This is a genomic window from Salmonella enterica subsp. diarizonae (genome assembly GCF_008692785.1).
GTDB classification, from domain to species: Bacteria; Pseudomonadota; Gammaproteobacteria; order Enterobacterales; family Enterobacteriaceae; genus Salmonella; species Salmonella diarizonae.
This window is the reverse complement of record NZ_VXJV01000007.1, coordinates 39,509-52,090: the sequence shown is the minus strand read 5'-3', so window position 1 is coordinate 52,090 and position 12,582 is coordinate 39,509. Positions and strand designations below refer to the sequence as shown.

General features: G+C 51.9%; 8 protein-coding genes. 6 read left to right on the top strand and 2 right to left on the bottom strand.

Annotation, left to right across the window (positions count from 1 at the left end; translation table 11 throughout):
• Window positions 1-58: 58 nt before the first annotated feature.
• Window positions 59-1,336, top strand: a complete 1,278-nt coding sequence (csiE, locus tag F4V72_RS15275; RefSeq protein WP_023245998.1) for a stationary phase inducible protein CsiE — start codon at window positions 59-61, stop codon at window positions 1,334-1,336.
• On the opposite strand, the gene F4V72_RS15270 is transcribed toward csiE, so the two are convergent.
• Both F4V72_RS15270 and glyA read right to left on the bottom strand, forming a co-directional pair.
• The gene (locus F4V72_RS15270) at window positions 1,331-2,470 is read right to left on the bottom strand and encodes a 3-phenylpropionate MFS transporter (protein WP_023245999.1); all 1,140 of its coding nucleotides are present in this window, start codon (window positions 2,468-2,470) and stop codon (window positions 1,331-1,333) included. The genes csiE and F4V72_RS15270 overlap by 6 nt on opposite strands.
• A 195-nt stretch (window positions 2,471-2,665) precedes the next feature.
• Window positions 2,666-3,919, bottom strand: coding sequence for a serine hydroxymethyltransferase (gene glyA, locus F4V72_RS15265; protein ID WP_053510774.1), 1,254 nt, complete (start codon window positions 3,917-3,919; stop codon window positions 2,666-2,668).
• Between the two features lie 324 nt (window positions 3,920-4,243).
• On the opposite strand from glyA, the gene hmpA reads away from it, so the two are divergent.
• The 5 genes from hmpA to dtpD all read left to right on the top strand — a co-directional run bounded on the left by hmpA (window position 4,244) and on the right by dtpD (window position 12,582).
• Window positions 4,244-5,434 (top strand): NO-inducible flavohemoprotein, encoded by a 1,191-nt coding sequence (gene hmpA / locus F4V72_RS15260; RefSeq protein WP_053510776.1) that lies wholly within the window; start codon window positions 4,244-4,246, stop codon window positions 5,432-5,434.
• Window positions 5,435-5,615: 181 nt separating this feature from the next.
• Window positions 5,616-7,160, top strand: coding sequence for a lysine decarboxylation/transport transcriptional activator CadC (gene cadC, locus F4V72_RS15255; RefSeq protein WP_053530093.1), 1,545 nt, complete (start codon window positions 5,616-5,618; stop codon window positions 7,158-7,160).
• A gap of 360 nt (window positions 7,161-7,520) precedes the next feature.
• Entirely contained in the window at window positions 7,521-8,852 is a 1,332-nt protein-coding gene (gene cadB, locus F4V72_RS15250; protein ID WP_000100010.1) for a cadaverine/lysine antiporter, read from the top strand.
• Window positions 8,853-8,934: 82 nt separating this feature from the next.
• Window positions 8,935-11,067 carry a lysine decarboxylase CadA gene (cadA, locus tag F4V72_RS15245; RefSeq protein WP_136058135.1) on the top strand — a complete coding sequence of 711 codons (2,133 nt, stop codon included), beginning with the start codon at window positions 8,935-8,937 and terminating at the stop codon, window positions 11,065-11,067.
• A 54-nt stretch (window positions 11,068-11,121) separates the two neighbouring features.
• Window positions 11,122-12,582, top strand: coding sequence for a dipeptide permease DtpD (dtpD, locus tag F4V72_RS15240; protein WP_023246003.1), 1,461 nt, complete (start codon window positions 11,122-11,124; stop codon window positions 12,580-12,582).

The window sequence follows — 12,582 nt, the reverse complement described above, 5'->3', positions numbered from 1 at the left end:
TTTTTCACTCGCAAACTTTAGCTATCCTTACCAGACAAACTAACGGGAGACCTGACAGATGATGCCGACGATTGCCCCACCATCTGTACTTTCCGCTCCCCAGCGCCGCTGCCAGGTATTGCTGACGCTTTTCCAGCCGGAGCCAATCGCCACGGTGGAAATCTTCAGCGCACTTAATGGCGTTGATGATGATATTGCCCGTGAGGATATCACTGAGACAAGCCTGGAGATCCAGCGCTATCATCGCCTTGCCATCACGACATGCCAGAACGGTTGCTATCGGATCGAAGGTACAGCACTCGATCAGCGCCTTTGCCTTTTACACTGGCTCAGGCGCGGCCTACGTTTATGCCCGACCTTCGTCACGCAACACTTTACCCCGGCCTTAAAAAATGCGCTAAAGCAGCGCGGTATCGCGCGTCCGTTGTATGACGATATCAATCTGCACGCGCTCATCAATCTGTGCGCCCGCCGGTTGCAAAAACCATTTGAAAATCGCGACGTGCAGTTCCTGCGTCTCTTTTTACAGTATTGTCTGCTACAACACCATGCCGGTATCACCCCGGCGTTCAACCCTGTGCAGCAGATTTGGGCGCAGTCGTGTGCGGAATATCCGCTTGCCCAGGAAATTGGCCGTCACTGGCAGCGCCACGTGATGCAGGCTGCACCGCTGAACGAAGCGCTGTTTATGGCGTTACTGTTTTCAATGATTCGCATCCCCGACCCGATTCGCGACACGCATCAACGGGCGCAGAAACTGCGACTGGAGGTGGCGCGGCTGGTGCTGCGCTTTAGAGAAAAAGGGAACGTACGCTTCAGCGACGAACAAGGGCTTAACGATCAGCTGTATGTCCATCTCTCCCAGGCGCTGAACCGAAGTTTATTCACGATTGGCATCGATAATACGCTTCCGGAAGAGTTCAACCGTCTTTATCCGCGTCTGGTACGCACCACACGTGAGGCGCTCGCCGGGTTTGAAGCCGAATATGGTATCCGCTTTTCCGAGGAAGAGAGGGGGCTGGTGGCGGTGATTTTCGGCGCCTGGCTGATGCAGGATAACGATCTGCATGAGAAACAGATCGTATTGTTAGCGGATAAAAATGATGCGCTGGAGACGTATATTGAGCAGCAACTGCGTGAACTGACCCTATTGCCGCTCAATATCAAACGGGTATCGACTCAGGCGTTTCAAAAAGAGGGATGCCCACGCGGCGTAGCGCTGATTGTTACCCCTTACGCCACGCCGCTACCGCTCTTCTCACCGCCGTTAATTCATGCGGATCGCGCCCTCACAGCGCACCAGCAGCAACAGATCCGCAAGATCCTGGAATCATGACGCGGCAACCACTTTGGGCCGAAGGAAGATAGCGGGCAATGCCACCAGCGCCATAATCCAGAATACGCCGCCGCCCAGATGTTGATACAGAAAACCGGCAAATACCGTCATAATAGCGATGCTGCCGCCCATCGCCACAGCGGAATAGACGGCCTGCAAACGAATCACCTCGCTTCCCTGACGTGCAGCGATATAGCGCATGGCGGCCAGATGGCAAACGGTAAACGTTCCACAATGCAGGATTTGTATCACAATCAGCCACGGCAACGCCGTACTCCAGCCCATCAGCCACCAGCGTACCACCCCGCACACGGCGGAAAGCAACAGCAAGTCGCGAGCGCTAAACCGGCGGAATAGCTTTTTACTCAGGGCGAAAATGATCACTTCCGCCACCACGCCCAACGACCATAAATAGCCGACTGCCGACGCTGAATAGCCAGCCCCCTGCCAGTATATGGCGCTAAAACCGTAATAGGCGGCGTGCGCCCCTTGCAGCAAACAGACGCAGGCCAGAAAACGCCAGCTTTGCGCCACCAGTGTACTCCAGGCGGGCCAGCCTGCGCTCTCCTGCTGACGGCTTTCCCCCTGCGGCGGCACGCTGGGACGTAACAACATGCCCAGCAACATCGAGGCGACGCCAAGCGTCAGTAGCGCCAGAATCGCCTGGTAATCGTATAAACTCACCAGTTTACCGGTCAGCGCCGACCCTATCACGAAGGCGATAGACCCCCACAGCCGCACCCGGCCATAGTCCAGGGTAATTTGCTTTTGCCAGGTATTGGCCAGCGCATCGGTCAGCGGCACCAGTGGTGAAAAGAAGAGGTTAAACCCGACCATCACCACCATTAGCCACGCGACATGCGTTCCTGCCCAAAATGCCAGCGCAAATACCAGCGTCAACAATGCCAGTACGCGCAGCGCGGAGATCAACCGCGAAGGATCGCTTACGCGAGGAGCAATGAGCAGGCTACCGAGAAAACGCGCGACCAGGCCTACGCCCAGCAGAAGACCGATGGTTTCCGGCGTTAGCCCAAGACCTTTAAGCCAGACGCTCCAGAAGGGCAGAAAAATACCGTAACTAAAGAAGTAGGTGAAATAACTGAGCGCCAGCCAGCGCGTGGAATGCAATGCCATGATTCCCTCCCGTTTGGAAGCGATAGTCTGGCGATAAACGGTTACGCTGGCAAGAGTAACATAAGATTAACAAGCACGGAGGGAGTTCAAACCGCAACGCCGCCGGAGAATGGCTTCCGGCGGCGTTGCGCTATGGTGCATTCAGGTAAGCCCGACAGACACAGCGCCATCGGGCCATTTTCATAACACAAGCGCTTACGCGTAAACCGGGAAGCGGGCGCAGATATCCAGCACTTTGCCCTTCACGCGCTCAATGACCGCTTCATCATTGATATTGTCCAGCACGTCGCACATCCAGCCAGCCAGCTCTTTCACTTCTGCTTCTTTAAAGCCGCGACGAGTGACTGCCGGAGAACCGATACGAATACCGGAGGTGACAAACGGGCTCTTCGGATCGTTCGGCACGCTGTTTTTGTTCACCGTGATGTTGGCGCGGCCCAGGGCGGCGTCGGCTTCTTTACCGGTCAGGTTTTTATCCACCAGGTCCAACAGGAACAGGTGGTTTTCAGTGCCGCCAGACACCACTTTGTAACCGCGATTCAGGAACACTTCTACCATCGCTTTGGCATTTTTCGCTACCTGCTGCTGGTAAACTTTGAACTCTGGCTCCATCGCTTCTTTCAACGCCACGGCTTTTGCTGCGATAACGTGCATCAGCGGGCCGCCTTGCGCGCTTGGGAAGACGGCAGAGTTCAGTTTTTTGTACAGCTCTTCGTCGCCGCCTTTCGCCAGGATCAGGCCGCCGCGCGGACCAGCCAGAGTTTTGTGCGTGGTGGTCGTGACCACATGCGCATGGGGAACCGGGTTCGGGTAAACGCCCGCGGCAATCAGGCCCGCCACGTGCGCCATGTCGACAAACAGGTATGCGCCGATGCTGTCAGCGATTTCACGCATTTTTGCCCAGTCAACCACGCCGGAGTAGGCAGAGAAGCCACCGATAATCATCTTCGGCTTGTGCTCTTTGGCCAGCTTCGCCATATCGTCGTAGTCAATTTTACCGGACTCATCAATACCGTAAGGAATGATGTTGTACAGTTTACCGGAGAAGTTAACCGGAGAACCATGAGTCAGGTGGCCGCCCTGCGCCAGGTTCATGCCCAGAACAGTATCGCCCGGCTGCAGCAGAGCGGTGTAAACAGCGAAGTTAGCCTGAGAACCAGAGTGCGGCTGAACGTTAGCGTAGTCGGCGCCAAACAGAGCTTTCGCGCGGTCAATCGCCAGTTGCTCTACGATATCAACATATTCGCAACCGCCGTAGTAGCGCTTGCCCGGATATCCTTCAGCATATTTATTGGTCAGCTGAGAGCCCTGCGCCTGCATAACGCGCGGGCTGGTGTAGTTTTCGGAGGCGATCAGTTCGATGTGTTCTTCCTGACGTACTTTTTCCTGCTCCATAGCCTGCCACAATTCGGCATCATAATCGGCAATGTTCATTTCACGCTTTAACATCCGCATCTCCTGACTCAGCTAACAATAAAATTTGTGCCTGAAAAGGCAGTCCGTGGGACTTCGGCCAACAGTATAACCGAATCATTCTTCGATAACAGGTCTTGACAAAGGTTTTTACGCAAACGTTTACCTGTACGTCAGATAAGGGTTTCCCGAACGAAAGCCTGACGAATTTCAACGGATTTCTTTTCAGCTTTGTGATGCAGATTTTTCACGTTGTTACGTCCACAACGTAAGGCATTGAAGAACCATTTACAATGCAAGGGTATTTTTATAAGATGCATTTGATATACATCATTAGATTTTCACATAAAGGAAGCACGTATGCTAGACGCACAAACCATCGCTACAGTAAAGGCCACCATTCCCCTGCTGGTTGAAACGGGACCGAAACTGACCGCCCACTTCTACGACCGTATGTTTACGCATAACCCGGAGCTCAAAGAAATCTTCAATATGAGCAACCAGCGTAACGGCGATCAGCGTGAAGCCCTGTTTAACGCTATCGCAGCCTACGCCAGCAATATCGAAAATTTACCGGCGCTGCTGCCGGCGGTAGAAAAAATCGCGCAGAAGCACACCAGCTTCCAGATTAAGCCGGAGCAGTACAACATCGTCGGGACGCATCTGCTGGCGACGCTGGAGGAAATGTTCAACCCAGGTCAGGATGTGCTGGACGCGTGGGGCAAAGCCTATGGCGTACTGGCTAACGTCTTTATCAACCGCGAAGCGGAAATTTATCACGATAACGCCAGCAAAGACGGCGGCTGGGAAGGCACGCGCCCCTTCCGCATCGTCGCGAAAACCCCGCGTAGCGCAATGATCACCAGCTTTGAGTTCGAGCCGGTCGACGGCGGTACGGTGGCGGAATACCGTCCCGGGCAGTATCTGGGCGTCTGGCTGAAGCCGGAAGGTTTTGCGCATCAGGAGATCCGTCAATATTCACTGACCCGTAAACCCGATGGTAAAGGATATCGTATTGCCGTGAAGCGTGAAGACGGCGGCCAGGTATCAAACTGGTTACACAATCACGCCAGCGTAGGCGATGTGGTGCATCTGGCCGCGCCGGCAGGTGACTTCTTTATGAATGTCGCCGCCGATATCCCCGTTTCGCTGATTTCCGCTGGCGTCGGCCAGACGCCGATGTTAGCGATGCTCGATACTCTGGCGAAAACACAGCATACTGCGCAGGTGAACTGGTTCCACGCAGCGGAGAATGGCGACGTTCATGCGTTTGCCGACGAAGTGAGCGAACTGGGCCGTACACTGCCGCGTTTCACTGCCCATACCTGGTATCGCGAACCGACCGAGGCCGATCGCGCCCAAAGCGTCTTTGACAGCGAAGGACTGATGGATTTAAGCAAGCTGGAAGCCGCGATCAGCGATCCGACAATGCAGTTCTATCTTTGCGGCCCGGTAGGCTTTATGCAATTTGCCGCAAAACAACTGGTTTCACTTGGCGTGAATAACGAAAACATTCATTACGAATGCTTCGGCCCGCATAAAGTGCTGTAATTGCAAGAAATCGTCTGAAAAAACGGGCTTTGCCGTTAAGAGGAACGCCCGTTTTCCTCCTCATCCCCCTACTTATTGCGCTACTTTTTACGCCTTTCTTTTACAAAAAAGGGGAATAAAAAAAGTCTGTGCAAATCGTGTTATTATTAACGTTTGACTTAGCTCGTTAGGGCATCTTTTTATGCAGCAACCTGTTGTACGCATTGGAGAGTGGCTGGTTACACCTTCTGTTAATCAGATCAGTCGTCAGGGACGCCAGATTACCCTTGAACCACGTCTGATCGATCTTCTGATGTATTTTGCGCACCACCCGGATGAAGTGTTAAGCCGGGATAACATTATTGATCATGTCTGGATGCGCACTATCGTGACCAACCATGTTGTCACCCAAAGCATTTCTGAACTACGCAAATCACTAAGAGACGGCGGAGACTGCAATGCAGAATACATCGTTACCGTACCTAAACGCGGCTATAAGCTGACGGCACCAGTTATCTGGTGCGAAGAAAATAGCGATGAAATCGATAATTCATCAACGTCGCCGCCGCCCCCGATCGCAGCGACATATGCAGAACCGACGGATGGGGTTCCGGCCGTTACGCCAGCGCCGCCCGCCACTTTGCAAGCGCCGGCTAAAAGGGCGAAAAAGCCGCGTATCGCTGCCTTCTGGACGTGGGTGATGTTCCTGCTCTCGCTGGCGACGCTGATCGTGTTTATTGTCATGTCGGTGGTAGATCATAATGCCGCGGTAACAAAAACGCGGTTATTACTTAACCCACGAGATATAGATGTTCGCTTTGAAGGCGGCAATTCCTGTAACAACTGGGTCTCGCAGGAGTCCTACGCCATCGGTCTGGGCGGCTTAATCACCGACCTGCTGAACACCTACTCGACCTTTATGGTACATGATAAAACCAATTACCGGGTCAATGAGCCAAGCAGTTCCGGTAAGACGTTAACCATTCAGTTTGTCAATCAGCGCCACTATCGGGCGCAGCAGTGCTTTATGTCTGTGGTGCTAATTGATAACGCCGATGGTTCAACCATGCTGGATAAGCGTTATTTCGTCACCAATACTAACCAGTTGTCCATCCAGGATGATCTGTTTAATAGCCTGTCTTTCGTTTTAACACAGCCCTGGCCGGGTCGTATGCGAGAACAACTGGCCCTGTTCAGAACGCCACAAAATACCGCGCTGATGCGTTTTTATGAGGCGCGCCAGCTTATTCTGAGCGGCGATGCGCAGGCGCTAAGTAAAGCCAGCGATATTCTGAATGGCATTATAAAGGAAACTCCTGATTTCAAATATGCCTATGAATATAAAGTGCTGGTAGACGTATTGCGGCAATCACAGCAGCCGTTTGATAAAGAGCAAGCGGCCGTACTGAACGAAGAGTTTAAAAAAATAGATCAAATCCCGGGCGTTGAGAAAACGTCTGTTTATTATAAAATCAAGACCGTCGATCTTTTAGGAAAAGGTGATATCGATGCGGCGTATGAGGAAATCAATAAAAGCATCGAGCTTGAAATGTCATGGTTTAACTATGTCCTGCTGGGGAAAGTTTACGAAATGAAAGGTGAGAATCGTCTGGCCGCTGATGCCTATCTAACCGCCTTTAATTTACGTCCCGGTGAAAACACACTGTACTGGATCGAAAATGGCGTATTTCAGACATCCGTTCAGAAAATTGTACCTTATCTGAATAGTTTTCTGGCTGAAGATTAAATTCAGCGCTGAGCCATGACAAATAAAAGCGAAAATATATTAAATTTTTCGCTTTTATTTTGTGAAAAATATGTTGCCAAAAATAACTTATGTTAATTCTGGCAACATAATCACTGCAAAGAAATGTAAATATAACCCTTTGTAATTAAACAATGTTTATCCTTTCATGATATTTTTCATGATATTTATATGTTAATTGAAAAATATCAATCTATCAGTTTTCTCATGTTTGTATTTATTTCACTTTTTCTTTAGGACTTATCTCACCCCATTCGTTAATCTTGTCGACAGTTGAACGGGCACGCAGCATATATGAAGCATAGGCCCGGTTCTTAAAAATACAGCTCAGGAGAAATGAACATGAGTTCTGTCAAAAAGATCGGGCTATTTGCCTGTACTGGCGTCGTTGCCGGTAATATGATGGGGAGCGGGATTGCATTATTACCCGCCAACCTTGCCAGTATTGGTGGCATTGCCATCTGGGGCTGGGTAATTTCTATTATTGGGGCAATGTCACTGGCTTATGTTTATGCGAGGCTGGCAACCAAAAACCCTCAACAGGGTGGCCCTATTGCTTATGCAGGGGAAATATCTCCGGCGTTTGGTTTCCAGACCGGCGTTCTTTATTATCATGCAAACTGGATTGGTAATTTAGCCATCGGTATTACCGCCGTTTCTTATCTTTCTACGTTCTTCCCGGCATTAAATAATCCAATACCGGCAGGTATTGCCTGTATTGCTATCGTCTGGCTATTCACCTTTATTAATATGCTGGGCGGGGCATGGGTCAGCCGCTTGACGACTATTGGCCTGTTCCTGGTGCTGATCCCGGTAGTATTGACCGCAGTGGCCGGCTGGCATTGGTTCGATATCGCGACCTATCACGCGAACTGGAACACGTCTACGACGACCGATTCTCACGCCATTGTCAAAAGTATTCTGCTCTGCCTGTGGGCGTTCGTTGGTGTTGAGTCTGCCGCCGTCAGCACCGGCATGGTGAAAAACCCGAAACGCACCGTACCGCTGGCAACCATGCTGGGTACCGCGCTGGCAGGCATCATCTATATCGCCGCGACTCAGGTTATCGCCGGGATGTTCCCAGCTTCCGTTATGGCCTCTTCCGGCGCGCCGTTTGCTATCAGTACCTCCACGATTCTGGGTGGCTGGGCTGCGCCGCTGGTTTCCGCCTTTACCGCTTTCGCCTGCCTGACGTCTCTGGGCTCCTGGATGATGCTGGTCGGCCAGGCTGGGGTTCGCGCCGCCAACGACGGCAACTTCCCGAAAATTTACGGCGAAATGGATAAAAACGGTATTCCGAAAAAAGGTCTGCTGTTGGCTGCGGTGAAAATGACGGCGCTGATGATTCTGATCACCATCATGAACTCCAGCGGTGGTAAAGCGTCCGACCTGTTCGGCGAACTGACCGGGATTGCCGTACTGCTTACCATGCTGCCGTACTTCTACTCCTGTGTTGACCTGATTCGCTTCGAAGGGTTCAACATCCGTAACTCGGTAAGCCTGATTTGTTCTGTACTGGGCTGCGCATTTTGCTTCATCGCACTGATGGGCGCCAGCTCCTTCGAACTCTCCGGCACCTTTATCGTCAGTCTGATCATCCTGATGTTCTACGGCCGCAAAATGCACCAGCGCCAGAACAACGACAGCGAAAACAATACGGCTGAAGCGCTTTAACCGCTAACTCCTTTTTCTCAAAGCCCCTTTCGTCACCTGCTATAGCGTAGCGGGAGGGGCCCACTTTACCAGGAACAAGACTATGAACGTTATTGCTATCATGAACCACATGGGCGTCTACTTTAAAGAAGAGCCTATTCGTGAACTGCATCGTGCACTGGAAGGTTTAAATTTCCGTATCGTCTATCCAAACGACCGAGAAGACCTGCTGAAGCTGATTGAAAATAATGCCCGCCTTTGCGGCGTCATTTTCGACTGGGATAAATATAACCTTGAGCTTTGCGAAGAGATTAGCAAGCTGAACGAGTATATGCCGCTGTACGCCTTCGCCAACAGCTACTCTACGCTGGACGTCAGCCTCAACGATCTGAGAATGCAGGTTCGCTTCTTTGAATATGCTTTAGGCGCCGCAGCCGATATCGCGGCGAAAATTCGCCAGAATACCGATGAATACATCGACAATATTCTACCGCCGCTGACAAAAGCGCTGTTCAAATATGTGCGTGAAGGAAAATATACCTTCTGTACGCCTGGCCACATGGGTGGGACCGCTTTCCAGAAAAGCCCGGTAGGCAGCATCTTTTATGATTTCTTCGGCCCGAACACGATGAAATCTGATATTTCGATTTCCGTTTCCGAACTGGGTTCGCTGCTGGACCACTCCGGCCCGCATAAAGAAGCGGAAGAGTATATCGCCCGCGTCTTTAACGCCGAACGTAGCTACATGGTGACGAACGGCACCTCTACGGCGAACAAAATCGTCGGTATGTACTCCGCGCCAGCAGGCAGCACGGTACTGATTGACCGTAACTGTCATAAATCGCTGACTCATCTGATGATGATGAGCGACATTACGCCGATTTATTTCCGCCCAACCCGTAACGCCTACGGTATTCTTGGCGGTATTCCGCAAAGCGAGTTCCAGCACGCCACTATCGCTAAACGGGTAAAAGAGACGCCTAACGCGACCTGGCCGGTTCATGCTGTTATTACTAATTCGACCTATGACGGTCTGTTGTATAACACTGACTACATCAAGAAAACTCTGGATGTGAAGTCCATTCACTTTGACTCCGCCTGGGTGCCTTATACCAATTTCTCCCCCATTTATGAGGGTAAATGCGGTATGAGCGGCGACCGGGTAGAAGGCAAAATCATTTATGAAACCCAGTCCACGCATAAACTGCTGGCGGCGTTTTCACAGGCATCCATGATTCATGTTAAAGGCGACATTAACGAAGAAACCTTTAACGAAGCCTACATGATGCATACCACCACCTCTCCGCACTACGGTATCGTTGCGTCAACTGAAACCGCAGCGGCGATGATGAAAGGTAATGCGGGTAAACGTCTGATTAACGGTTCTATTGAACGTGCGATTAAATTCCGTAAAGAAATTAAGCGCCTGAAAAGCGAATCCGACGGCTGGTTCTTTGACGTATGGCAGCCGGAACATATCGATGGGGCTGAGTGCTGGCCGCTGCGTTCAGATAGCGCATGGCATGGCTTCAAAAATATCGATAATGAACACATGTACCTCGACCCGATCAAAGTCACTATCCTGACTCCGGGGATGAAGAAAGACGGTACGATGGATGAATTCGGTATTCCGGCAAGTCTGGTCGCCAAATATCTCGATGAACGTGGCATCATCGTAGAAAAAACCGGCCCGTACAACCTGCTGTTCCTGTTCAGCATTGGTATCGACAAAACCAAAGCTCTGAGCCTGCTGCGCGCGCTCACTGAATTTAAACGCGCCTTTGACCTGAACCTGCGCGTCAAAAACATTCTGCCGGCACTGTACCGCGAAGCACCTGAGTTTTATGAAAATATGCGAATCCAGGAACTGGCGCAGAATATTCATAAACTGGTCGAACACCATAATCTGCCGGACTTAATGTACCGCGCGTTTGAAGTGCTGCCGACAATGGTGATGACGCCGTATACTGCGTTCCAGAAAGAGCTGCATGGCGAAACGGAAGAGGTATATCTTGAAGAGATGGTTGGACGCGTCAACGCCAACATGATCCTTCCTTACCCTCCGGGAGTGCCGCTGGTGATGCCTGGTGAAATGATCACCGAGGAAAGCCGTCCGGTACTGGAATTCCTGCAAATGCTGTGCGAAATCGGCGCTCACTACCCGGGCTTCGAAACCGATATCCACGGCGCCTATGGACGTTACACCGTTAAGGTGCTGAAAGAAAATACGAAATAAGTACCAAAGGGAAGTGGCTTGCCACTTCCCTTTTTCACGCAGCAAGGAGACTTTATGAAAACACCCTCACAACCGCGCGCGATTTTTTACATCGTGGCGATTCAAATTTGGGAATACTTCAGCTTTTACGGCATGCGTGCCTTACTCATCCTTTATCTTACCCACCAGCTTGGTTTTAATGACAGCCACGCGATCAACCTCTTCAGCGCCTACGCCTCTTTAGTTTACGTTACCCCTATTCTTGGCGGCTGGCTTGCCGACCGCCTGCTTGGCAACCGCGTGGCGGTTATCACCGGCGCCTTATTGATGACGCTGGGTCATGTGGTATTAGGCTTAGAATCTGATTCAACGCTGAGTTTATATGTGGCGCTGGCCATTATTATCTGCGGCTATGGCTTGTTTAAATCCAATATTAGCTGTCTGCTGGGCGAACTTTACGCACCTGATGACAACCGCCGCGACGGGGGATTCTCGCTGCTTTACGCCGCCGGAAATATTGGTTCGATAGCCGCGCCGATCGCCTGTGGTCTGGCGGCGCAGTGGTACGGCTGGCATGTCGGCTTTGCGCTGGCGGGCGTGGGAATGTTCATCGGCCTGCTCATCTTTTTAAGCGGTCATCGTCACTTTCAGCAGACGCGCGGTGTTAATCGCCCCGCGCTGCGGGCGGTTAAATTCGCCCTTCCAACCTGGGGCTGGCTGGTATTAATGCTGTGTATCGCGCCGGTATTCTTCACCCTCCTGCTGGAAAATAACTGGTCTGGCTATGTGCTGGCCATTGTCTGCGTCTTCGCGGCGCAACTTATCGCCCGTATTATGGTTAAATTTCCCGAACACCGTCGCGCCTTGTGGCAAATCGTACTGTTAATGATCATCGGCACTCTCTTCTGGGTTCTGGCGCAGCAGGGCGGAAGTTCGATCAGTTTATTCATCGACCGTTTTGTCAACCGCCACTGGCTGCACATGACCGTCCCCACCGCGTTGTTCCAGTCGGTCAATGCGATTGCGGTGATGGCGGCGGGCGTGATGCTGGCGTGGCTGAGCAGCCCGAAAGAGAGCGCCCGCTCGGTACTGCGCGTCTGGCTTAAATTTGCCGTGGGGCTGGTATTAATGGGCGGCGGTTTTATGCTACTGGCGCTAAACGCGCATCAGGCCCGGTTAGACGGGCAGGCATCAATGGGAATGATGATCGCAGGGCTGGCGCTGATGGGCTTTGCGGAGCTGTTTATTGATCCGGTAGCGATGGCGCAAATTACCCGTCTCAATCTGCCGGGCGTCACAGGCGTACTGACCGGTATCTATATGCTGGCGACCGGCGCGGTCGCTAACTGGCTGGCTGGCGTCGTCGCGCAACAAACCACGGAATCGCAAATTAGTGATACGGCGGTAGCCGCCTACGGACACTTTTTCTCGCAAATGGGCGAGTGGACGCTAAGTTGCGTGGCGCTGATCGTCGCCATTGTCAGCCTGAGATGGCTTTGCACTCGAACCACGCCGGCGCTACCGCAGGGCGATTAA